The 22,561-nt window shown below is 60.2% G+C and carries 18 protein-coding genes and 2 rRNA genes; 15 read left to right on the top strand and 5 right to left on the bottom strand.

Annotation, left to right across the window (positions count from 1 at the left end):
- The first annotated feature begins 4 nt into the window (after positions 1–4).
- From rrf (K1567_RS15475) to K1567_RS15465, 3 genes are all read left to right on the top strand, one after another.
- Positions 5–120, top strand: a 5S ribosomal RNA gene (rrf, locus tag K1567_RS15475).
- A gap of 107 nt (positions 121–227) precedes the next feature.
- A 5S ribosomal RNA gene (rrf, locus tag K1567_RS15470) occupies positions 228–343 on the top strand.
- A 324-nt stretch (positions 344–667) separates the two neighbouring features.
- Positions 668–2,548 (top strand): methyl-accepting chemotaxis protein, encoded by a 1,881-nt coding sequence (locus tag K1567_RS15465; RefSeq protein WP_034095233.1) that lies wholly within the window; start codon positions 668–670, stop codon positions 2,546–2,548.
- Between the two features lie 38 nt (positions 2,549–2,586).
- Here K1567_RS15465 and K1567_RS15460 read toward each other — a convergent pair whose 3' ends face one another.
- Genes K1567_RS15460 through K1567_RS15445 form a run of 4 tightly spaced genes read right to left on the bottom strand, consistent with a single transcriptional unit; the run spans position 2,587 to position 8,147 of the window.
- Complete coding sequence (locus tag K1567_RS15460; RefSeq protein ID WP_034095234.1) at positions 2,587–3,051, bottom strand: SRPBCC family protein; 465 nt, start codon at positions 3,049–3,051, stop codon at positions 2,587–2,589.
- Between the two features lie 19 nt (positions 3,052–3,070).
- Positions 3,071–6,448, bottom strand: coding sequence for an amino acid adenylation domain-containing protein (locus K1567_RS15455; protein WP_169869041.1), 3,378 nt, complete (start codon positions 6,446–6,448; stop codon positions 3,071–3,073).
- Positions 6,445–7,392 (bottom strand): diiron oxygenase, encoded by a 948-nt coding sequence (locus tag K1567_RS15450; protein WP_220698625.1) that lies wholly within the window; start codon positions 7,390–7,392, stop codon positions 6,445–6,447. Before K1567_RS15450 ends, K1567_RS15455 begins: the two co-directional genes overlap by 4 nt.
- Positions 7,389–8,147: a DUF3050 domain-containing protein gene (locus K1567_RS15445; protein ID WP_047882981.1), complete on the bottom strand. Its 759-nt coding sequence runs from the start codon at positions 8,145–8,147 to the stop codon at positions 7,389–7,391. The genes K1567_RS15450 and K1567_RS15445 overlap by 4 nt, the downstream gene beginning before the upstream one ends.
- A 255-nt stretch (positions 8,148–8,402) precedes the next feature.
- On the opposite strand from K1567_RS15445, the gene K1567_RS27565 reads away from it, so the two are divergent.
- Positions 8,403–8,531: a hypothetical protein gene (locus K1567_RS27565; RefSeq protein WP_256589193.1), complete on the top strand. Its 129-nt coding sequence runs from the start codon at positions 8,403–8,405 to the stop codon at positions 8,529–8,531.
- Between the two features lie 3 nt (positions 8,532–8,534).
- Here K1567_RS27565 and K1567_RS15440 read toward each other — a convergent pair whose 3' ends face one another.
- Positions 8,535–9,245, bottom strand: coding sequence for a GntR family transcriptional regulator (locus tag K1567_RS15440; protein ID WP_034095238.1), 711 nt, complete (start codon positions 9,243–9,245; stop codon positions 8,535–8,537).
- Positions 9,246–9,556: 311 nt separating this feature from the next.
- On the opposite strand from K1567_RS15440, the gene K1567_RS15435 reads away from it, so the two are divergent.
- From K1567_RS15435 to K1567_RS15385, 11 genes are all read left to right on the top strand, one after another.
- Positions 9,557–10,450, top strand: a complete 894-nt coding sequence (locus tag K1567_RS15435; RefSeq protein ID WP_034111192.1) for a TauD/TfdA family dioxygenase — start codon at positions 9,557–9,559, stop codon at positions 10,448–10,450.
- Positions 10,451–10,464: 14 nt separating this feature from the next.
- The gene (locus K1567_RS15430; RefSeq protein WP_034111194.1) at positions 10,465–11,490 is read left to right on the top strand and encodes an ABC transporter substrate-binding protein; all 1,026 of its coding nucleotides are present in this window, start codon (positions 10,465–10,467) and stop codon (positions 11,488–11,490) included.
- Position 11,491: 1 nt separating this feature from the next.
- Complete coding sequence (locus tag K1567_RS15425; protein WP_034111196.1) at positions 11,492–12,343, top strand: ABC transporter ATP-binding protein; 852 nt, start codon at positions 11,492–11,494, stop codon at positions 12,341–12,343.
- Positions 12,344–12,353: 10 nt separating this feature from the next.
- Positions 12,354–13,202: an ABC transporter permease gene (locus K1567_RS15420; RefSeq protein WP_034111198.1), complete on the top strand. Its 849-nt coding sequence runs from the start codon at positions 12,354–12,356 to the stop codon at positions 13,200–13,202.
- 59 nt (positions 13,203–13,261) lie between these two features.
- Complete coding sequence (locus K1567_RS15415; protein ID WP_034095243.1) at positions 13,262–14,182, top strand: LysR family transcriptional regulator; 921 nt, start codon at positions 13,262–13,264, stop codon at positions 14,180–14,182.
- A gap of 235 nt (positions 14,183–14,417) precedes the next feature.
- Positions 14,418–15,953: an MFS transporter gene (locus K1567_RS15410; RefSeq protein ID WP_034111202.1), complete on the top strand. Its 1,536-nt coding sequence runs from the start codon at positions 14,418–14,420 to the stop codon at positions 15,951–15,953.
- Positions 15,954–15,968: 15 nt separating this feature from the next.
- The gene (locus tag K1567_RS15405) at positions 15,969–17,027 is read left to right on the top strand and encodes an HlyD family secretion protein (protein ID WP_169869039.1); all 1,059 of its coding nucleotides are present in this window, start codon (positions 15,969–15,971) and stop codon (positions 17,025–17,027) included.
- Positions 17,024–18,469 carry an efflux transporter outer membrane subunit gene (locus K1567_RS15400; protein ID WP_169869038.1) on the top strand — a complete coding sequence of 482 codons (1,446 nt, stop codon included), beginning with the start codon at positions 17,024–17,026 and terminating at the stop codon, positions 18,467–18,469. The genes K1567_RS15405 and K1567_RS15400 overlap by 4 nt, the downstream gene beginning before the upstream one ends.
- A gap of 73 nt (positions 18,470–18,542) precedes the next feature.
- Positions 18,543–19,052 (top strand): sigma-70 family RNA polymerase sigma factor, encoded by a 510-nt coding sequence (locus K1567_RS15395; RefSeq protein ID WP_034095247.1) that lies wholly within the window; start codon positions 18,543–18,545, stop codon positions 19,050–19,052.
- A complete protein-coding gene (locus K1567_RS15390) occupies positions 19,049–19,999 on the top strand; it encodes a FecR domain-containing protein (protein WP_169869037.1) in 951 nt (316 codons plus the stop codon). The genes K1567_RS15395 and K1567_RS15390 overlap by 4 nt, the downstream gene beginning before the upstream one ends.
- A 92-nt stretch (positions 20,000–20,091) precedes the next feature.
- Positions 20,092–22,545: a TonB-dependent siderophore receptor gene (locus K1567_RS15385; protein WP_169869036.1), complete on the top strand. Its 2,454-nt coding sequence runs from the start codon at positions 20,092–20,094 to the stop codon at positions 22,543–22,545.
- Positions 22,546–22,561 lie beyond the last annotated feature (16 nt).

Genomic DNA, 22,561 nt, shown 5'->3' with positions numbered 1-22,561 from the left:
ATTTCTTGACGACCATAGAGCATTGGAACCACCTGATCCCATCCCGAACTCAGAAGTGAAACGATGCATCGCCGATGGTAGTGTGGGGTTTCCCCATGTGAGAGTAGGTCATCGTCAAGATTAAATTCCGAAACCCCAATTGCGAAAGCAGTTGGGGTTTTGTTTATGTAGAAGTCCATGAAATTTCACCGGAACGATGCTCAACGTCGATCTGGTACACAGAATTTCTTGACGACCATAGAGCATTGGAACCACCTGATCCCATCCCGAACTCAGCAGTGAAACGATGCATCGCCGATGGTAGTGTGGGGTTTCCCCATGTGAGAGTAGGTCATCGTCAAGATTAAATTCCAAAACCCCTGTCTGCTAACGCAGGCAGGGGTTTTGTCGTTTATAGGGAATTAATAGGCGTCAAATCAAAAATTCGCCATTGAAGGGTGTCATAGGCTGCTTTAATGATTTTAGGTAGTTCGGATTTACCGCCTGTCGGTTTAACACTCAAAAAGAGGATGTTTCCCACAAAACCTTAAGATTTCACTCCGTTTGGCCGAAAGCCTGATGAGCCATGCGTGCACAGAAATAGAGCGGCCCGAGAAGCCGGCTATACCGTTACATGGAATGTTCCGTTCGGCACGCTCATCCCCCTTTGGCAAAAGAAGTCGACGAAATGAATCTCAAGTTCAGCCATAAAATTCTGTTAGCTGCGTCAGGCGTCGTGGTCCTAGCCTTCGCATTATTCACGCTTTACAACGATTATCTGCAACGGAGCACGATCAAGCAGAACCTGGAGTCGTCTATCCAGCAATCCGGTGAGCTGACCGCCAGCAGTGTGCAGAACTGGCTCAGTGGCCGAATACTGGTACTTGAAAGTCTCACGCAGAACATTGCCCATCAAGGCGCTGCCGCGGATCTGCCAGGTTTGGTGGATCAACCCGCATTGACCTCAAATTTCCAGTTCACCTATGTCGGTCAAACCAACGGCGTTTTCACCCAGCGTCCTGACGCCAAAATGCCTGACGGCTACGATCCGCGTCAGCGCCCTTGGTACAAGCAAGCCGTGGCCGCCGATAAACCCATGCTTACGCCGCCCTATATGGCCGCAGTGGGCGGGCAGATTGTCACTATTGCCATGCCGGTTAAAAAGAACGGTGAATTGCTCGGCGTGGTCGGTGGTGACCTGAGCCTGCAAACCTTGGTAAAAATCATCAACTCGGTGGACTTCGGCGGTATTGGCCATGCGTTCCTGGTCAGCGGTGACGGCCAGGTTATCGTTAGCCCTGACGAAGACCAAGTGATGAAGAACCTAAAGGACATCTACCCAGGCACCAGCGTCCGTATCGAGAAGATTAATCAGGACGTTGTACTCAATGGCCAGGATCGCATTCTTTCATTCACCCCCATCACCGGGCTGCCAGGCGCGGATTGGTACATTGGTCTGTCGATCGATAAAGACAAGGCCTACGCCCCGCTAGGTAAATTCCGCACATCTGCGTTAATCGCCATGCTAATCGCGGTAGTTGCGATTGCCGTGCTGTTGAGTCTGTTGATTCAAGTATTGCTGCGCCCCCTGACCACCATGGGCGTTGCCATGCAGGATATCGCTCAAGGTGAAGGCGATCTAACACGTCGCTTGGCTGTCACCAGCAAGGATGAGTTCGGTGAAGTTGGCAGCGCGTTCAACCGGTTCGTGGAACGTATTCATGCGTCGATTTCCGAAGTGTCTTCGGCCACACGTCAGGTGCATGACCTTTCCCAGCGCGTGATGGCGTCGTCCAATGCCTCGATCATCGGCTCCGACGAGCAGAGCGCACGCACCAACAGCGTCGCCGCGGCGATTAATGAATTGGGGGCTGCGACTCAGGAAATCGCGCGGAACGCTGCTGATGCGTCCCAGCATGCCAGTGGTGCCAGCGAGCAGGCCGACGATGGGCGCAAAGTGGTCGAACAGACCATCCTGGCCATGTCGGAGTTGTCTCAGAAGATCAGCCTATCGTGCACGCAGATCGAAACCCTGAATGCCAGCACCGACAACATTGGTCACATTCTTGATGTGATCAAAGGCATTTCCCAGCAAACCAACTTGCTTGCCCTTAACGCTGCGATCGAAGCTGCGCGGGCCGGTGAGGCTGGCCGTGGGTTTGCTGTGGTGGCCGATGAGGTTCGCAACCTGGCTCACCGAACCCAGGAGTCCGCCGAAGAGATCCATAAAATGATCACTTCGCTTCAAGTGGGCTCGCGTGAAGCGGTGACGACTATGAATGCCAGTCAGGTTTCCAGTGAGGAAAGTGTTGAGGTCGCTAACCAGGCCGGCGAGCGCCTGGTCAGTGTGACGCAGCGTATTGTTGAAATCGACGGCATGAACCAGTCCGTCGCGGCGGCCACCGAAGAGCAGACCGCCGTGGTGGAGACGCTCAACGTGGACATCAACCAGATCAATCTGCTGAACCAGCAAGGTGTGGAAAACCTCAACGAAACCCTGAGGGATTGCGATGCACTGTCACAGCAGGCCAATCGTCTGAAGCAATTGGTCGACAGCTTCAAGATCTGACTCGCCGGGGCAAGCCGTAGGAGCGCGCCAACTCGCTCCTACGGCTTGTCGAGTAATTTGCGTACGTTGTTCAGGGCGCTGTCGGCAAAGTCCTGCACGAACGCTTCGAACCCCTTGCGCGTTGTGTCTTCGGGTTCCGCGATGATCGTCCAGGTGACCTTGGCGCTCTGGGCGCCAAGTGCCTGCACATTAATCGCTGCCCACAGTCTGGCCACGCCCAAGGTGTTGTAGATCGTGGTCCATGTCATGTGCATGGCGTCGTCATCTCGACTGTTGAGTTGTTCGACCGCACAGTTGCCGTCCTGGAAAATTTTTGTACGCAAAGCGCCCACGCCCGCGCCAATCATTTCAATGCGCGACAGTGCAGGGATAAAGGCATCAAAGTTGGAAAATCGCCCCACCAGATCCCATACACGAGCGGCTTCGCAGTTGACTATGACACCGGCCACGATCGGCACGCCGTTTGGGTTGCGAATTAACGTATCGGGTTGCAGCGCTTTCATGAAGTTGTCCTGAAACGGTTCAAAGGAAGCCTATGGTTTTGAGGTAGTAACAGCCCTTGTCCAAGAGTGCCTGGTCTTTTTCGGGATACTGCTCGCCCATGTCTTGAACACCTCTGCGTGCGTTGCCATGCAGGATCCTCGTGGTATCGCCGATGTCTTTGTCCAGACGATCGAGATAGAACCCCAATACCCCAAACAATGCGTTGTCCGGGCTCACTGCCCGCAGCGCCTGCTGCCATTGCGTCACGCTGACTCGCTCAAAGCAGTAACCCGCGCGACTGAACGCGTCCAGGTATTGCTCCCAACTCAACGGAAGTGGGTTATGCAGATTGAACACGCAGCTATCGGCATTAAAACCGGCACTGTGAAAGGCGATAAACCGCGCCAGGAAGTCCACAGGCATCAGATCGAAATTCAAATGCAACTGCGGTAGCAGGCCTAATTGCAGCGACCCTTTGAGCATCAACATCAGGCGATTCTTGTGCGGTTGGCAAACACCGTTGCGGCTGTTGAAACTGATGTTGCCGGGGCGATGAATATTCACCCATGCGCCTTGCTCCACCGCTCGTCCCAACATTCGCTCGGCCACCCACTTGGACAGGTTGTAGCCGTTTTTGATGAACAGCGGCAGCGACGCGCAGGCCGGAGCCTCCAGCACATGCCCTTGGGTGTCGACGCTGCTGGAAGCCGACAGCGTCGAGACAAAGTTGAGGATTTTCTTACTGTGGGTCTCACAGAGGCGCAGGCATTCGAAGACGGGGTCGACGTTGTCCCTGGCCAGTGACGCATAGTCCATCACATGGTTGACCTGTGCGGCGTTGTGCACCAGCACACCGAAGCCATGGGCGAGTGCGTCATACGCGTTCTCGGCCAACCCCAGGCGTGGTTGGCTGATATCCGCAGCGAATACCTGCACACGACTCAGGTCCAGATGCTCCAACTGGTAGTCGCGTAACGCATGGGTAAACCGTGCCGTCGCGCATTGCCCGGGCCGTTCGCGCACCAGGCATGCCACTTGAGTCGCACCGCCGGCCAACAGCGCCTGAACAATATGGACGCCGACGAAACTGTTGGCCCCGGTCACAATCACTTTGTGCGGATCGCCTGCGCACGCGGCGGGTAGCGTCTTGATGCTCCATTCGCGTTGCGCATCTCGTACGGCTTGGCTAGAGGACGCGTCGGGCAGCTCACCGTCCTCCATCAGCGTGGCGAGGGTACGAAGGGTGGGTGCTTCGATGAAATGGCTCAAGGCGAAACTGCGGCCAAACTGTTCGCGTACACGCAGTAACAGGGTCGACAGTAAGATCGAGTGGCCACCCAGATCGAAGAAGCTGTCATCAACGGATAACTCGGCGCCATCCAGCCCTAGAAGCACTCCCCACAGGCTGGCCAGGCGCGCTTGAAGCGGTGTGTGTGCCACACGGCGTCGATCTGCAATAGTGAGCCGCAACGGCTGTGCAAGCAGGGCTTGCCGATCGACTTTGCCATTGTCGGAGCAAGGTAGAGCAGGCAGCTCGGCCCATGCGTTCGGTTGCATGTAATCCGGAAGCCACTGGCGTGCATGCTGTTTCAGCGCTTCGAGGGTCGAGCCGTGATCGGGCTGGGCAACAAAGGCGCAGATCCGGTCATCGCGGTCGATCGCCACGGCCACCTGACGATAGAGCCGGCTGTTGCGCAAACACTCCTCAACCTCCCGAGGCTCGACCCGAAAGCCACGGATTTTTACCTGATCGTCCCGGCGTCCGCGCAGCAGGATGCCATCGGCGCTCCACTGTGCCAGGTCGCCGCTGCGGTAAGCCCGCAACGACTGGCCGCCCGGCAGCGGTAAATCGACAAACGCGCTCGCCGTTTGCACCTGTGCATTCAGGTAACCCAGGCTGACGCCAGGGCCCACAAGGTACAACTCGCCCATCACCTGTTCATCCACGGGCTGCAGATGCTCGTCGAGAATCAGTACCTGGCTGTTAGCAATGGGGCGGCCGATATTGCGGTTGCTGTCACCCGGGGTGAATGTGCGGTGGGTTACCAGCACAGTCGCTTCGGAAGGACCATACAGGTTGTGGAACTGACACTGTCCAGCCAGGCGCTCGATGACATGGGGCTCGCACACATCGCCGCCGGTGAGCAGTTGCGTTAGGCCCAGCGGTTGATCCAGCGGCAAGATGCTGAGCAGCGCAGGTGGCAGGAACGCGTGAGTGACGCATTGCCGTCGCAGCAGCGTCAGCAGTTGCTCCGGATCGCGCCGTTGCGCTTCATTCGGGATGATCAGCTCGGCGCCGGCAATCAAGGCGGGGACGATATCGATCAGCGACGAGTCGAAACTCAGTGGCGAAAATTGCAGGACCCGGGCGTGTTCATTCAGGTTCATGCACGCCCCACACCAGGCGGTGAAATGTGCCAGGTTGCCCTGGCTCAGCAACACCCCCTTGGGCTGACCCGTGGTGCCCGAGGTGTAGAGCACCATGCACGGTGCATCCAGGCACGGACGCTGTCGCATCGGCAAGAGCGGGTTGCCGGCGGTGCAGGGCTCGATACTGCTGACATCCAGTGCGGTAAAGCGCTCCCGCAGAGGGTGTTCGCCCGCATCCAGCAAGAGCCGGGCTCCGGCAATCTCCAGCATGAGCTGATGACGTTGTGCAGGCTGGTCCAGACCCAACGGCAGGTAGACCGCGCCGCTGCCCAGGACAGCCAGCATGCTCGCATACAGCTCAATGGATTTATCCAGACAAACACCGACCACCGCGGGGGCTTCTAGCGCCTCCAGCAAACGGATCAAACGTTGTTGAATCGCTGCGGCCCGGCGGTGCAAGTCGCGGTAGCTCACGGCATAGCCATCGATGTTCAGCGCCGGGCGCTCGGCGAAGGCGTGCAGGCTGGCTTGCACCCGTTCCATCACCGGCACTTGCGCCTCCTGCATCAATGCGGGGTTTGCCGTGCAATTGAATCGATGCATGAACGCCAACGCGTCGAGCCCCAGCAGGCTCTGTTCGGGCCAGTCATTGGCCGTGGTGCTGATCGGCACGTACGCAGGGTCCCGTGAGAATTCACTGACCTGCAACGCGACCCAGTCCACCAGTGCGTTCGTCACCTGCTTACGCTGTCGCTCGCCATTGCCCGTAGGCTCGTCGGCGATCTCCAGCACCCCGTGCAAATGCCTCTGGCGGTCATAGGCGCGCAGTTGCAATGCGGGCAGCCCGTACTCGGTGGCGGCGCCCACCCCCAGGCGCAGGCGGATACAGGGCGCTTCGTCGATATCGCTTGGCAGCGGCAGGCTACCGTCTTCAATCCACAGATCGACGGCTTCTTCGCCCGTCGCGTGGCCGTATTGCTCCAGCATCTGCCTGATAGCCTGCAAAGCAGCACTGGTGCCGTTCCAGCCGATGGTCAGGCGCTTCATGCCAATCTCCTATTAACCGGCATGTAGTCGTTCAGCGCACGCGCCACGCTTGGCGTTTGCAGCAGGCCGCTGTTATGCACAAAGCTCAGGATGTTGCCCATCAAGGGGTGCTGGCGATGGATGGGGAATGCCAGTGCGTTGATGTCATCGCGCAATGCACGGCGCACGTCCGCGCTGACGTCTAGATGCTCGATCAGGTGCAGGTCGAAATTCTTTTGCAGTTGGTTGGTCAGGTAATGCGAGAGGAACGTCGGCAGCGCCTGAGCAATGGCATCGCGGTCGTTCGGGCTTGCGCTTTGCCAGTAGCTGCGCACCAGGCAGGTCCAGAACTGCGCGTGGCGCCCTTCATCGAACAGGTGGTCGGCCATCAGGCCCCGGATCGAGTCTTTGACGCTGCTGTCTTTGGAGAACGCCGCTACTTCGTGAGTGACAGTGTTTTCGGCAATGGCCACGCCAATCAGCTCCACGGCGTCGCGCAAGTGAGCCGGCACCTGCGCTTGCGCCGCTGGCAGGGCCAGGCTCAGTTCAATGTGTGTCGGCAGCTCAAGTGGCTCGATGCCTGTCATGGTTACGGTCTGTTGCAGGAAATCCAGAGCGACCAGCGCGTGGTAGTCCTCGTCCACCACGACGGTCATCGCGTCGACGCGACAGGCGAGGGGAAAGGGCAGCGAGAAGCGATTCTTGGCGATGGCGCGCGCAGTCTTGTCGACGATTTCCGTTTCGAAAATCACAACGTCATTGATGAACTTGTAAAAACTTTGCACCAGCACAAAGTCGCGCCACTGCGGGCATTGCTCGGTAAAGGTGGCACTGAGTACCAAAGGCTGGCGGCACAAGGGGAAGATCAATTTATCGTCGTTTTCCAGCAAGCGGCGTGGACGTGTGCGAATGGTTGCGCGGCGCTCCCAATCGTCGGCAAAGGCTGGGTAACTGGCCATATTCATGGCTGCACCTCCAGCAGCGAGGCTCGAACCTCATCCCAAAGCATGATCCGGCTTTGCATGGCCGCGAGAGCGGCGTCGTGGGCTTGTTGCGGGTAAGTCGGATGGGCATCGGTCAAACGCTCAAGTAAACGCTGCGCTGCCGGCCCGTGATCCTGAGCGTCCAGCTCGATATGACGGTTGAGGTAGGCACATAAGGTTGGCGCGTGCTCTCGAATCAACGTGCCGGCCTGCAGCAACTGCTCGAACATGCCTGGGATCACGCGTTCTCGACTATGAAGAAACACCGCTGCTACGCAGTGGGTGGGGGCGTTCAATGCGATCTGCAACGTATCGCTGACGAAGCGGGCCGCGCCGCGCGGTGCTTGAGCCCTAAGCAACGCCGTATTGGCAGCCAGGCCTTGGCGTTGCAGCGCAATGAAGTGTTCGATTGAAGCGGTGCTGGCACCGACTTCATTCATGGCTTCCAGATACAGCTGGAAATGGCTGCACTGGCCCTCTTGGGGGTGTTGGTCGGATTCTTCCTCCAGCACGATCTCGTTGATCAGGCGAGCAGCCGTCGGGTCGGCAGGCGGTAGCCAGGGCAAGCGTGTACAGGTCAGGTCTTGTTGGAGGCGTTTGAGGAGCGTCATGAAGTCCCAAACCGCGAATACATGACTTTCCATGAATTTTTTTAATGTGTGAATAGAAGTTATTTCTTTGAATAACGGGTGGGCGCAAAGGCGCTCTGCTCTTTGTGCAAGTAAGGATTGATACATGCTTGATGCCTATAAGTTATTGCGTCAACTGTGACTACAGCGATGGGCTTTTTTGAACGGCAAGTAGATAAGGGGATATAAGCCAGGCGTGGCGCAATCCCTTTGTCTAAGGGCTGCGCGCCCTGAATAAGGAGCCGGGTTAATGCCGAAGATAATAGTCAGGCTAACTAATTTGGCGAGCATATAAATGTGTTAGATGTTTTTCTAAATAATATCTTTTGTCAGTAAGTCGATTTATATAGGTGGGAAAGTTCTTTGCCGCGCGCCCTCGCCTTGAACCCGGCACTGATGCTGGCGTTTTTGGGAGGGCAGTGGCTATTGAATAACGCACGTTACGCGTTGGAGCAGCAACCCTGCCGCGCTCAGGTGCAGGGCGAATGTTAAAGGTTATTGCGGGCCTTTCTGACTGGCGACGTCCGGGCCATTGAGGTAAGTCCTGATCACTTCCATCCCGCGCATCAAGTGATTGCGCAGGGTCAGGACGCTTTCCTGGACTTTCTTGCGTGCGACCAGATTCAGTAGTTCCCGGTGGTCTTCCTGGGATGTCTCGCCCAGCCCCATGGCTTCCAGATTGAAGCGCAGGAAACGCTCCTCTTCGTTCAACCCGTGCTCCACCAGTTTGAGCAGCCGCTGGTTAGGGGCTTTGCTGTAAAGGGTCATATGGAACAAGCGATTCAGGCGGCCTATCTCGGTGTAGTCTTTTTCTTGCTCCAGCGCACAAATCAACGCGTCAGCCTCGGCGATATCGGTGTCGGTGAGCAAAGGAATCGACAAGCGCAGCGCTTCGGATTCCAGCAACATCCGCAGTTCATAGGTTTCGGCCGAGTTGTCTTCGATCAACGGAGCGACCACGGCGCCCTTGTGAGTCACCACATGCAGCAGTGACTGGGCTTCGAGTTGGCGCAAGGCTTCGCGCACCGGCATGCGGCTTACCCCGAACAGGCTGGCCAACTCCTGCTGACGCATGGCGGTCCCGCAGGGCAGGCGCCCATCGAGGATGGCGTTGCGCAAGGTTTCTTCTATGACGGAGCGAGCAAGGTGGGCGGGAATCGGACCGCTGATCTTGATGCTGTTCAAAGGTGTAGGCTTCTGCGTCACGGTTACGCTGCCCTCCTTATTGGAATGGCTGATGGCTAATTGGATCCAAAGCACACTAGTGACTGCCCATAAGCTTGTCAAACACGCACGGTTTCGGCTTGTAAGTAGTTCAACACCACGCTCCGCGCACTCACAGCATGCATTTATGGCGTCTTACAAACGGGATGGAAGCGCCCTCAGTCCAAGCAGCTTCGCTGCGAGCGCTACATCGTTTTGCCGCGCCGTTCACGCATATCGTTATGCGTAAACGGTATTTAAATTGAATTTCTTATACCTATAAAGTTTGTCTCCTGACTGCCAGGAGTGAACCCATGTCTGCCGCCTCTACCGCTTCACCCGCGTCGCTCGATGCACAAGTATTCGAGGTTCTTCCACTGCCCGGCAGCGTCGGTGCCGAGGTGGTTGGCCTGGACTTGTCCCGCCCGATCAACGACACGGATTTCGCGCGAATTCACCGCGCGCACCTCGATCACCATGTGCTGGTCTTTCGCGACCAGCGCATCACACCCGAGCAGCACATCGCGTTCAGCCGTCGCTTTGGCGTGCTGCAGATCCATGTGCTCAAGCAGTTCCTGCTGCTCAATCATCCGGAAATCCTGATCGTCTCCAACATCATCGAAAACGGCCAGGCTATTGGCTTGGGCGACGCCGGCAAGTTCTGGCATTCGGACCTGTCCTATAAAGCACTGCCCAGCCTGGGGTCGATGTTGCACGCACAGGAACTCCCCTGCGAGGGCGGCGACACGTTGTTTGCGGATATGCACAAAGCCTGGGACCAGTTGCCCGCGCATCTGCGCAACGCTGTTGAAGGCCGAAGCGCTGCGCACTCCTACACCGCGCGTTACAGCGAGACCAAATTCGAAGGCAACTGGCGCCCTACGCTCACGCCCGAGCAATTGGCCCAAGTCGCCGAAGTGGTGCACCCCATCGTGCGTACCCACCCTGAAAACGGCCGAAAAGCGCTGTTCGTCAGTGAGGGTTTCACCACTCGCATTATCGGTTTGCCTGAAGACGAAAGCCGCGACCTGCTGGCTCAGCTCTACGCCCACAGCGTGCTGCCGCACAACCTCTACCGCCATCAATGGCAGCCTCACGATCTGGTGTTCTGGGACAACCGTTCGCTGATCCACCTGGCCGCCGGTTGCCCAAGCCATCTGCGCCGCAAGCTGTTCCGCACCACCATCCAGGGCGACGCGCCTTTCTGATTCGGAGCATGACCATGTCCAGACACCTTCCATTTGCACGACTGGCCGCCACTGTCGGCCTGGGTATCAGCCTGCTGGCCGGCAGCCTGGCAGCGCCGGCGGTGGCCCACGCTGAGGGCGAGATTCGCATTGCCGAACAGTTCGGCATCGTCTACTTGCTGCTCAATGTGGTGCGCGACCAGCACCTGATTGAAAAATACGGCAAGCAGGAAGGCATCGACATCAAGGTCGACTGGACTCAACTGTCCGGCGGCGCGGCGGTCAACGACGCATTGCTCTCTGGCTCCATCGACATTGCCGGAGCCGGCGTCGGGCCGTTGTTGACCATCTGGGATCGCACCTACGGCAAGCAGAACGTTAAGGCCGTTGCGTCCTTGGGTAACTTCCCCTACTACTTGGTCAGCAATAACCCCAAGGTCAAGACCATCGCCGACTTTACTGACAAGGACCGTATCGCGGTGCCGGCAGTGGGGGTGTCAGTGCAGTCGCGCTTTCTGCAATACGCCGCCGCCAAACAATGGGGCGACCAGGATTTCAACCGCCTCGACAAGTACACCATCGCCGTTCCGCACCCCGACGCCACCGCGGCGTTGATCGCCGGCGGCACGGAGTTGACCGGGCATTTTTCCAACCCGCCGTTCCAGGACCAGGCCCTGGCCAATCCCAATGTCCATGTGGTGCTCAATACCTACGACCTGTTTGGCCCGAACTCGCCGACGGTGCTGTTCGCCACCGAAAAATTCCGCAACGACAACCCCAAGACCTACAAAGCGTTTGTCGACGCTTTGACCGAAGCCGCACAGTTCGCTCAGAACGACAAAGGAGCGGCGGCCGATACGTACCTGCGCGTGACCAAGGCCAAGATCGACCGTGCCGAGCTGCTCAAAATCATCGACAACCCGCAATTCGAATTCAGCGTCACGCCGAAAAACACCTACCCGCTGGCGGAATTCCTTTATCGCGTCGGCGCCATTAAGCACAAGCCGCAATCGTGGCAGGACTACTTTTTCCAAGACGCCAAACCCCTGCAAGGAAGCTGAGATGAACGCACCGTTATCAGCCCACGCGACCAGCAATCTGCACCCTGTCGCGCCGTTACTGGCGGTGGATAACGTCAGCCTGGAATATCGCACGGCCGAGCGCGTGGTGCGCGCGACGCATCAGGTCAGTTTCGAGATCGACCCGGCCGACCGCTACGTGCTGCTCGGCCCTTCGGGCTGCGGCAAATCCACGTTGCTCAAGTCCGTTGCCGGCTTTATCAAACCCAGTGAAGGCGAGATTCGCCTGCTAGGGCAAAAGGTCGAACAACCGGGCCCGGACCGTATCGTGGTGTTCCAGGAATTCGATCAGTTGCCGCCCTGGAAAACCGTCAAGCAAAACGTGATGTTCCCGCTGCTGACGTCGAAAACCTTGAAGCGCGCCGACGCCGAAGACCGCGCAGAGCATTACCTCGATAAGGTCGGCCTTAGTGCGTTTGCCGATGCCTACCCACACACCCTGTCCGGTGGCATGAAGGCGCGCGTGGCAATTGCCCGTGCGCTGGCGATGCAACCGAAAATCCTGCTGATGGACGAACCCTTCGCCGCCCTCGATGCCCTGACTCGGCGCAAGATGCAAGAAGAGCTGCTGCTGCTCTGGGAGGAAGTGCGCTTCACCTTGTTGTTCGTCACCCACTCCATTGAGGAGGCGCTGGTGGTGGGCAATCGCATTCTGTTGCTGTCACCGCACCCAGGGCGCGTGCGTGCGGAAATCCACAGTCATCAATACGACCTGCATAGCCTTGGCGGTGTCGACTTCCAGGCATCGGCGCGGCGGATCCACCGGCTGTTGTTCGATGAAGCCACTGAGGCGGAACCCGAGTTGGATTTTGCCGATATCCGCATCGCGTACTAAGGGGACATTTATGCGCCAGGAATACGAAATCACCCTCGAACCGCTACTCAGCGTGCCGGTGGAACGCGACCTGCCGCTGCGCCAGCGCCTATGGCAACAGGGCTGGTTGCGCAAGGGCTTGATCCTGATCGTGCTCGCTGTCCTCTGGGAAGCCGTTGCGCGCTATCAAGACAACGACCTGCTGCTGCCGAGTTTTCTGCAGACCTTTCACGCGTTCTACGACGGTTTGCTCAGCGGCGAACTGCTCGGCAAAGTCAGCATCTCGCTGGTGGTGCTGATCAAGGGCTACCTGATCGGTATCGTACTGGCGTTCGCCCTGACCACACTCGCGGTGTCGACGCAGGTGGGTCGCGACCTGCTCAGCACACTGACCTCCATGTTCAACCCGTTGCCGGCCATTGCGCTGTTGCCGCTGGCGCTGCTGTGGTTTGGCCTGGGTCAGAACAGCCTGATCTTTGTGCTGGTGCATTCGGTGCTGTGGGCGCTGGCGCTCAATACCTATTCAGGGTTCCTGGGCGTGTCCGAAACCCTGCGCATGGCCGGACGCAACTATGGCCTCAAAGGTATCCGCTTTGTGCTGTTTATTCTGATCCCGGCGGCGCTGCCATCGATTCTGGCGGGCCTGAAAATCGGCTGGGCTTTTGCCTGGCGCACGCTGATCGCTGCCGAATTGGTGTTCGGCGCCACCAGCGGCAAGGGCGGGCTAGGCTGGTACATCTTTCAGAATCGCAACGAGCTGTACACCGACAAAGTATTCGCCGGGTTGGCGGTGGTGATCCTCATCGGCCTGCTGGTGGAGAACCTGGTGTTCGATACTTTCGAACGGCTGACGGTCAAGCGCTGGGGCATGCAGCGCTGATAGATCCACCCTGATACGATTGCGCCCAGTTCACTCCTTACCGCATACGAGTGCTTGGCATGCAACTACCGGATATGAACCTACTGGTCGCCCTCGACGCTTTGCTCGACGAGGGCAGTGTGGTCGGCGCCGCGCGCCGCATGAACCTCAGCCCGGCGGCCATGAGCCGTACTCTCACGCGCATACGTGAAGCGGTGGGCGACCCGATCCTGGTGCGCGCCGGGCGTGGCCTGGTGCCGACCCCCAAGGCCCTGCAGTTGCAAGAGCAGGTGCGCAATGTGGTCGAGCAGGCAGCGCTGTTGTTTCGCTCGGCCGACCAAGTGGACCTGAGTACCTTGCGCCGGCGCTTCAGCGTACGAGCCAATGACTTCTTTATCGGTGTGTACGGCGGGCGGCTGTTCGACACCATGGAGCGCGTCGCACCGCTGTGCGAGCTGTGTTTCGTGCCCGAAGGCGACACCGACGACGAAGCGCTGCGCGAAGGTCGACTGGACCTGCGTGTGAGCAACACCATGCCCGCCAGCCCTGAAGTGAAAGTACAAAATCTGTTCTCTACCACCTTTGTCGGCCTGGCGCGGCAAGATCATCCCTTGTTCGATGAAGAAATCACCGCCGCCCGCTTCGCCAGCTATTCCCACATCAGCATCTCGCGGCGCGGCATCGCCCGTGGGCCGATCGATACGGCCCTCAATGCCCAGGGCCTGGAGCGCCGCGTGGCGATGATCGCACCGGGTTTTCACGGCGCAATGTTTATGCTGCCCGACTCCGACCTGCTTCTGCCGGTGCCCAAGGAAGCGCTCTACAGCGCCAACCGGCTGAAGCTGCCCCTGCGCGCGTTCCCGCTGCCCATCTCCTTGCCGACACTGGTGTTGGCCCAGTCCTGGCACCCGCGCTTCGACAACGACCCGGCGCACAAATGGCTGCGCGAGACCCTGCGTGAAAGTTGCCACGCCACCTGGCTGGAAGCTCAACCCTCCTGACCTCTAAATCATGCAGGGTCAAAATGTGGGAGGGGGCTTGCCCCCGATAGCGGTGTGAAGATGGAAAAAACTGTGGCTGTCAGAAAGCATCAGGGGCAAGCCCCCTCCCACCTGGGGTTTTTGGCCGGGTTCGAGATTGCGTTTGGCGCACTTATAAGCTGCCGATAAGTAACTTTTTGTCATGTGTTAGCCTGATTAAACTGCTCGGGTATTCCCTACGCCGAGTTACCTGTTCATGACGTCCCTCGCTGCTCCCACCCTTGCGGCCGCAGCCCAACCCACCGCCATCGCCCCGCCCGTATTCGGTCCGCGCATCATCATCGGCCTGGTCGGCGTGTTGCTGGCGGTGCTGGTGTCCGGTCTCAACGAGATGGTCACCAAGATTGCCCTCGCCGACATCCGTGGCGCGCTCGCCATCGGGTTTGATGAAGGCACCTGGCTGGTCGCTGCGTATACCGCCACCTCCGTGTCGGCCATGGCCTTTGCACCCTGGTGCTCGGTGACCTTTTCCCTGCGGCGCTTCACCTTGTGGGCCATCGGGTTGTTCACTTTGCTTGGAGTGCTGTGCCCGCTCGCGCCGAACTACCAAAGCCTGCTGGCGCTGCGCACCCTGCAAGGCCTGGCCGGTGGAGCGCTGCCGCCGATGCTGATGACCGTGGCGCTGCGTTTTCTGCCGGCCAACGTCAAGCTGTACGGCCTGGCCGGTTACGCACTTACCGCCACCTTCGGCCCGAGCCTGGGCACGCCGCTGGCGGCGCTGTGGACTGAATACGTCGGCTGGCAGTGGGCGTTCTGGCAAATCGTCGCGCCGTGCCTGTTGGCGATGGCCGCCGTGGCCTACGGGTTACCGCAGGACCCGTTGCGCCTGGAGCGCTTCAAGCAATTCAACTGGCGCGGCCTGCTGCTGGGCTTCCCGGCGATCTGCATGCTGGTCATCGGTGTGCTGCAAGGCAATCGTCTGGACTGGTTCGAGTCCGGCCTGATCACCTTCCTGCTCAGTGGCGGTAGCCTGTTGCTGGTGCTGTTCCTGTTCAACGAATGGTCGCAGCCGCTGCCGTTTTTCAAGCTGCAGATGCTGGGCCTGCGCAACCTCGCGTTTGCCTTGATCGTGCTGGCGGGCGTGCTGATGGTGCTGACCTCGGTGATCCTCATCCCGTCGAGTTTTCTCGCTCAGGTGCAGGGATACCGGCCGCTGCAAACCGCACCGCTGATGCTGCTGATGGCGCTGCCGCAACTGATCGCGCTGCCGTTAGTGGCTGCCCTGTGCAACCTGCGCTGGGTCGATTGCCGCTGGGTGCTGGGGGCGGGGCTGGGCATGCTGGTGCTGTCCTGTGTGGGCAGCGCGCACCTGACCTCGGCGTGGATTCGCGACGATTTCTATGTGCTGTACCTGCTGCAAATCTTCGGACAGCCCATGGCCGTGTTGCCGTTGTTGATGCTTTCCACCGGCAGTATCCAACCGGTGGAAGGCCCATTCGCCTCGGCCTGGTTCAACACCGTCAAAGGCCTCGCCGCCGTGATCGCCACGGGTGTGCTGGATGTGCTGACGACCCGCCGGGTGCATTTTCATTCGAGCAGGCTGGTGGACGGCCTCGGTAATTCGCCCCTGGCCGACGCCGATGCCCCGGGCCTGGCGCACCGTCTGCATGAGCAGGCCGTGGTGCTCACTTCTTCGGATCTGTACTACGTCATGGCCGCGGTGGCGGCGGCGTTGATCCTGCTGATTTTCTGGATGCCCACGCGGATCTATCCGCCGCGCGCACCGACCTAGCACAAAGGAATTCCCATGAAACGCAAAGACAAAATTGCCGTGTCGGCCATCGCCGTATTCGCCGTCGGCGTGCTGGTGTACCTGGCCGTCCCTGGTCTGTTGGGCAACCGACAGCAAACCACCAACGACGCCTTTATCGCCGCTGACTTCACACAGGTGGCGCCGCGCGTGGCCGGTTTTATCAAGGAGGTGCTGGTGGAAGACAACCAGCGCGTCAAAGCCGGGCAACTACTGGCGTTGATCGACGACCGCGATTTTCGCGCTGCCGCTCAGGCCGCCGATGCCGACACACTGGTGGCCCAAGCCCAACTGAAAAACGCCACCGCGACACTGGAGCGGCAAACCTCGGTGATCGCCCAGGCTCAGGCCACGGTGGCGGCGGATCGCGCCGAAGTGGCCTTCGCCGAACACGAACTGAATCGCTACAACCACCTGGCCGGTGTTGGCGCCGGCACCGTGCAGAACGCCCAGCAAGCCAAGACCCGCATCGACCAGGCCACCGCTCGCCTGGCCAAGGCCACGGCCGTGCTGGCGGCCGAGCGCAAGCAGGTGGAAATCCTCACGGCTCTGCGTGATGCCGCCGAGGGTGGGCTTAAACGTGCCCAAGCGGCGCTGGAAATGGCCAGTTATCAGCTGTCTTACACACGCATTGTCGCGCCAGTGGATGGCATGGTCGGTGAGCGCGCGGTACGGGTCGGTGCCTACGTAACACCGGGAAGCAAGTTGCTGGCGGTGGTGCCGTTGGCCGAGGCGTATGTGGTGGCCAATTTCCAGGAAACCCAGCTGTCCCACATGCATGCCGGTCAGGCCGTGCAGGTGCGCGTCGACAGCCTCGACGGTGAAGTGCTCAACGGCCACTTGGAAAGCCTGGCGCCCGCCACCGGAGTGACCTTCGCCTCGATCAAACCGGACAACGCCACCGGCAATTTCACCAAAGTCGTGCAGCGTATTCCGGTGAAGATCGTGCTTGAGCCCAATCAGCCGCTGACCGAGCGTCTGCGGGTCGGTATGTCGGTGGAAGCCAGCGTCGATACTCAAGCCGTAGCGCCACAGCGCGAGGTAGCCCAGCAATGAGACACCTCGCCTGGCTCACCCTCGGCCTGATCAGCCTGAGCGCCTGCACCGTCGGCCCGGACTTCCAGCGCCCCCACAGCGCGCAGCCCGCGCAGTGGACCGAACCCCAAGGCCGTCAGGCTGCCAGCCATGCCGTCAGCGACCCTTTGCAGGAGCGCTGGTGGGACGTGTTCCACGACGCGCAATTGTCGGCCCTGACCCGGCGCGCCCTCAGCGATAACCTCGACTTGAAACTGGCCAGCAGCCGTCTGCAACAAAGCCGTGCGGTGCGCCAGGTAACCACTGCCGAGCGCTACCCGAGCGTCAACGCTACCGGCGCCTATCAGCGCAAACGCAACAGTGGTGAGGGCCTCAACGACCCGTCCGGCGAGAATGGCCGCGCCGCGTTCAACCAGTGGGACGCCGGGTTTTCCGCCGCCTGGGAGTTGGACTTCTGGGGCCGGGTCAAACGCGAAACCGAGGCGGCCGACGCCACGCTGCAAGTCGCGGAGAATGACCGTCGCGCCGTGCTGCTGTCAGTGCTGGCTGAAACCGCCCAGGACTACATCCAACTGCGCGGAGTGCAGAACATCCGTGCCGTCACCGAGCAAAACCTCGACGTGGCGCGACACAGTCTCAAGCTCTCGCAATTGCGCCTGGCCGACGGCGTGGCGACTGACTTGGATGTGGCCGAAGCCGCCGCCCAGGTCGCCGCCATCGAAGCACGCCTGCCCGACCTGCAACAGCGTCAGGATCAGTTGATCAACGCTTTGAGCCTGCTGATGGGCGAGCCGCCGCAAGCCCTGCATGCACAGTTGTCCAAGGCTGCTGCCGTCCCGCAAACCCAGCGCCAGGTCGCCATTGGCCTGCCGTCTGAATTGGCCGAGCGTCGCCCCGATATCCGCCAGGCCGAGGCGCGACTGCACGCCGCCACCGCCAGCATCGGCGTGGCCAAGGGCGATTTCTACCCGCGCATCACCTTGTCCGGCAGCCTCGGCTCCCAGTCCATGCAACTGTCGGATTTCGGTGCGTGGGGCTCACGCGCCTTTGCCTTCGGCCCACAGCTGAGCCTGCCGCTGTTCAATGGCGGACGCTTGCAAGGCATGGTCGAGTTGCGCGAAGCCCAACAGCAGGAAGCGGCGATTGCTTACCAGCAGACCGTTTTGCGCGCCTGGCATGAAATCGACGATCAACTGACCCGCTACAACGCCAGCCAACTGCGCCGCGACAGCCTGACCGAAGCCGTGCGCCAGAACCAGATCGCCCTCACCACCGCGCAACATCAATACGTCGAAGGCGTGGTGGACTTCGTCAACGTGCTCACGGTGCAAAGCGCGCTGCTGGCGACCCAGGAGCAATGGGTGGAGAGTTCCACCGGCGTGTCCCTGGCCATGGTCGGGTTGTACAAAGCCTTGGGGGGCGGGTGGGAATCGGTATATCCGTTGCAAACGGCAGGGGGCTGATCGACAAAGAGTTTTGTCAGTAACGAAATAAGGTGTAATGATAATTGCTCTCAATAGTGTATCTGAGCTTTTCATGGACACCGCGACTGACGGCCAGCAACAGCTTCATCTTCTGTACCGCGACCATCACGGCTGGCTGCAAGGCTGGTTGCGCAAGCGCCTGGGCGATCGAGAGCACGCCGCCGATGTAGCCCAGGACACGTTCCTGCGGCTGTTGGTGTCCGGACGTTTTCCAGGTGACAAGGAAAGCCGCAGCTATCTGGCGCAGATCGCGCGCAATCTGGTGATTGACCAGTGGCGGCGCCTGCGTATCGAACGCGCCTATCTGGAGAGCATCGCCCATCTGCCGGAGCCGGAGTCGCCGTCGCTGGAAACCCGCGCACTGATCCTTGAAACCCTGATGCAGATCGACGCCATGCTCGACCGCATGCCCGACAACGTGCGCCGGGCCTTCCTGCTATCGCAATTCGAGGGGTTGAGCTACGCGCAGATCGCCGAGCGCCTGGGTGTCACCATCAGCTCGGTGCAGAAATACATGACCCGCGCCATCGTCGCCTGTTACCAGGTGGTCTACGAAGAATGAAACATGACGCACCCATTGCCCCGGCCATTGTCGAGCAAGCCAGCGAGTGGTTGATGCTGCATTGGGGCGGCGAGCTGCACGGCGAGCAACGCCACGCTTTTGCCCAGTGGCAGGCCGCCGATGCGGAACACCGTCGCGCCTGGCAGCGTTTGCAGCACTTGCAGCACACCCTCGGCGGCGTTCCTGCCGACAGTGCCCGCGCGGTGCTACGCGATACGCCGGACACCCAGCGCCGCGCCGCCCTCAAGCTGCTCGGCGCGCTCTTGATGGTCGGCGGCAGCGGCTATCTGGTGCGGCGTAGTGAACCTTGGCAAGCGGCATTCGCCGAACATCGCACGGCGACCGGTGAGATCCGCTACGTCACCCTCAGCGACGGTACGCGTCTGGACCTCAACAGCGACAGCGCAGTGGATGTGCGTTTCAGCGCCACTGAGCGACGTATTCGCCTGATCCGAGGCGAGATCCTGCTGACCAGCGGCCACGATGCACTGCGCCCGCTGATCGTGGAAACGGCGGCCGGCGATGTGCAGGCGCTGGGCACTCGCTTTGCCGTGCGCGAACTGGACGCGGGCAGCCGTGTCGACCTGTATGAAGGCCGCGTGCGCGTGACCCCGGTGCACGGCGCTGCGGTGCAGATGAACGCCGGTGACAGCCTGTGGTTCGATCAGCGCCAGACCCTTGCGTTACCTGCGGTGGGCGCCAACGGCAGCAGTTGGACCGAGCATCGCCTGATCGCCGAACGCCAGCCTCTGGGCGAATTTGTCACGCAACTGAGTCGCTATCGTCCGGGCCTGTTGCGGTGCGATCCGGCCGTGTCCGGGCTGTTACTCACCGGTGTTTTCCCGTTGAACGATACCGACGCGATCCTTGCCGCCCTGGAGCGCTCGTTACCGGTGCACGTCCAGGCAGTCACCCGCTACTGGGTGACGATCAAGGCTCGTGTCTGAAAATATTTTCTCTGGCGCTTGTCGGTTTCTCCATCCCGTTCGGGATACCTCTTGAAAGCCAATCAAGAAGCGTTCTCACGGGGAGTCCTGCAATGCCGCACCACCCAATCCAACCCTTGGCCCGCGCCCTGCGCCATGGTCTGTTTGTCGGCCTGATGGCGACCGCGCCGATGCTGCCAACCTTGGCCTATGCCGCCGAAGCCACTGAAGAAGTGCGTACCTACGCCATCCCGGCGGGCAGTCTCGACCAGGCGTTGAACCGTTTCGCCAGTGCCTCGGGCATCTTGTTGTCGGTTGATGCCACGCTTACGGAAGGTAAGCGCAGCGCCGGCCTGCAAGGGCGTTATGCGGTGGGGGCCGGTCTGGAGCGGTTGCTGGCGGGCAGCGGCCTGGTGGCGATGCAATCCCAGGGCGGTTGGTCGTTGCAGGCGAGCGCGTCTGACGGCACGTTGCAACTTGGGGCTACCCAGATCAGCGCCCAGCAAGCCGAGGAAAGCGCCTGGGGCCCGGTGGACGGTATCGTTGCCACCCGCAGCGCCTCCGGCAGCAAGACCGATTCGGCACTGGTGGAAATCCCCCAGACTATCAACGTGATCACTGCCGCCGAGATCAAGGCGCGCGGTGCCCAGAGCGTCACCCAGGCATTGCTGTACACGCCGGGCATGAGCGCCGGCGGCTTCGCCGACCGGGTCAAGTTGTTCGATGAACCCACCTCGCGGGGCTTCTCGCCCACACCCCTGTACCTCGACGGTTTGCACCTGCCCTATGGCGGTGGCAGCACTGGCGGCGCGCTGCAAATCGAGCCCTATTCCTTGGAGCGCATTGAAGTCCTCAAAGGCCCGGCTTCGGTGCTGTACGGCCAAAACCAGCCGGGCGGTATCGTCAATATGGTCAGCAAGCGCCCCAGCGAAACCCCGGTACACCAAGTGGTGCTGGAAGCCGGCACCTACGAGCATAAAAGCGCGGCCATCGACCTCAGCGGTCCGCTGGATGAGCAGGGGCAATTTCTGTATCGCCTGACCGGCCTGGCCAACGATGGGCAGGACGAGATCAACTACGTCGAGAACAAACGCCAGTTCATCGCCCCCAGCTTCACTTGGCGACCCAACGACGACACCCATGTGACGCTGTTCGCCCAGTACCAGAAAGACAAAGGTGTGCCCGAAGCCCAAGGCCTGCCGGCGTCCGGCACCTTGTGGGCCAACCCCAACGGCAAGATCAAGCGCGATGTGTTTATCGGCGAGCCCGGCGTCAACCAATACAACCGCGAGCAGTACGTGCTGGGCTACGAGGTTTCCCATCGCCTGAACGACACCTGGACCCTCAAACAAAATGCGCGCTACGCCGAGGTGGACGACCGTTACACCGCGCCGTTGCACGGCTACCGTTTCGTCGCCAACCCGGCCACCGGTGTGCAGGACCAGCGCTACCTGCAACGCTTCGGTGTGGACTGGGCGCAAAACAACAAAGTGTTTGGCGTGGACAGCATCGCTCAGGCCGAATTCGACACAGGCGCGTTGTCCCACACCCTGATCCTGGGCCTGGATTACTACCATTCCGGCTCGCTGTTCCATGGCCTGTATGACCGCAACCCGCCGATCATCGACCTGTTCAAGCCGGTCTATGGGCAGCGCCTGAATTTTGGCCAGCCATATCGGTGGGATCGCACCATCACCCAGACCGGCCTGTACGTTCAGGACCAGATCAAGTTGGATAAATGGGCGTTGGTCCTGGGCGGGCGCTATGACTGGGCCAACGTGGTGAACAAAGAACCCCTGACCGACACGCGCTTTGCCAGCAAAGACCAGGCGTTCACCGGTCGTGCGGGGTTGGTGTACTTGTTCGATAACGGCCTGGCGCCCTTTGTCAGCTACACGGAATCCTTCCTGCCACTGGCGGGCACCGACGTAAATAAAAAGCCGTTCGAGCCGTCTACCGGCAATCAGTACGAAGTCGGCGTGAAGTACCAGCCGCCCGGCCAGAAGAGTTTTGTGCAGGTCTCGGTCTATCAGCTGGACCAGGAAAATGTGCTCACCACCAACCCGGTGGACACCACCTACAGCACCCAAAGCGGCGCTATGCGCTCACGCGGCGTGGAGCTGGAAGCCAAGGCAGCGCTCAGCGACGCTTGGGAGATCATCGCGTCGGCCTCGCGCAATGACATCAAATACACCAAGGACAACGACGGTCGCCAAGGCCGCCACCCCGCAGGCATTTCGCCGCTCACGGCGTCGATGTGGGTCAATTACACCGTGCTCGGCGACACCCCGCTGGCCGGTCTCGGCGCGGGGCTGGGTGTGCGCTACGCCCGCCAAAGCCTGGGCGACTACTACGAAGGCGCCTTCAGCGTGCCCTCGTATAGCGTCTACGACGCCAGCCTGAGCTACGACCTAAGCCGCTCGCCGCTGAAACTCAAAGGCGTGAAACTGGCGCTGAACGTGCAGAACCTCACCGACAAGACCTACGTTTCGCAGTGCACCAGCGATCTGGATTGCTACTACGGGCAAGGACGGACGGCGGTGTCGAGCCTGACGTACGACTGGTAGCCAGGTGCTCTTGGAG

The sequence above is a fragment of the Pseudomonas sp. S5F11 genome, assembly GCF_019641515.1.
GTDB classification, from domain to species: domain Bacteria; phylum Pseudomonadota; class Gammaproteobacteria; order Pseudomonadales; family Pseudomonadaceae; genus Aquipseudomonas; species Aquipseudomonas rhodesiae.
The sequence above is the reverse complement of the archived record's forward strand: the minus strand, read 5'-3'. Positions and strand labels throughout refer to the sequence as shown.

Coding starts and splice junctions, on each gene's coding strand:
- K1567_RS15410 (WP_034111202.1), top strand. CDS start 14,418: ATGACGTCCCTCGCTGCTCCCACCCTTGCGGCCGCAGCCCAACCCACC.
- K1567_RS15455 (WP_169869041.1), bottom strand. CDS start 6,448: ATGAAGCGCCTGACCATCGGCTGGAACGGCACCAGTGCTGCTTTGCAG.
- K1567_RS15465 (WP_034095233.1), top strand. CDS start 668: ATGAATCTCAAGTTCAGCCATAAAATTCTGTTAGCTGCGTCAGGCGTC.
- K1567_RS15450 (WP_220698625.1), bottom strand. CDS start 7,392: ATGAATATGGCCAGTTACCCAGCCTTTGCCGACGATTGGGAGCGCCGC.
- K1567_RS15435 (WP_034111192.1), top strand. CDS start 9,557: ATGTCTGCCGCCTCTACCGCTTCACCCGCGTCGCTCGATGCACAAGTA.
- K1567_RS15425 (WP_034111196.1), top strand. CDS start 11,492: ATGAACGCACCGTTATCAGCCCACGCGACCAGCAATCTGCACCCTGTC.
- K1567_RS15390 (WP_169869037.1), top strand. CDS start 19,049: ATGAAACATGACGCACCCATTGCCCCGGCCATTGTCGAGCAAGCCAGC.
- K1567_RS15400 (WP_169869038.1), top strand. CDS start 17,024: ATGAGACACCTCGCCTGGCTCACCCTCGGCCTGATCAGCCTGAGCGCC.
- K1567_RS15460 (WP_034095234.1), bottom strand. CDS start 3,051: ATGAAAGCGCTGCAACCCGATACGTTAATTCGCAACCCAAACGGCGTG.
- K1567_RS15415 (WP_034095243.1), top strand. CDS start 13,262: ATGCAACTACCGGATATGAACCTACTGGTCGCCCTCGACGCTTTGCTC.
- K1567_RS15385 (WP_169869036.1), top strand. CDS start 20,092: ATGCCGCACCACCCAATCCAACCCTTGGCCCGCGCCCTGCGCCATGGT.
- K1567_RS15405 (WP_169869039.1), top strand. CDS start 15,969: ATGAAACGCAAAGACAAAATTGCCGTGTCGGCCATCGCCGTATTCGCC.
- K1567_RS15430 (WP_034111194.1), top strand. CDS start 10,465: ATGTCCAGACACCTTCCATTTGCACGACTGGCCGCCACTGTCGGCCTG.
- K1567_RS15445 (WP_047882981.1), bottom strand. CDS start 8,147: ATGTATCAATCCTTACTTGCACAAAGAGCAGAGCGCCTTTGCGCCCAC.
- K1567_RS15395 (WP_034095247.1), top strand. CDS start 18,543: ATGGACACCGCGACTGACGGCCAGCAACAGCTTCATCTTCTGTACCGC.
- K1567_RS15420 (WP_034111198.1), top strand. CDS start 12,354: ATGCGCCAGGAATACGAAATCACCCTCGAACCGCTACTCAGCGTGCCG.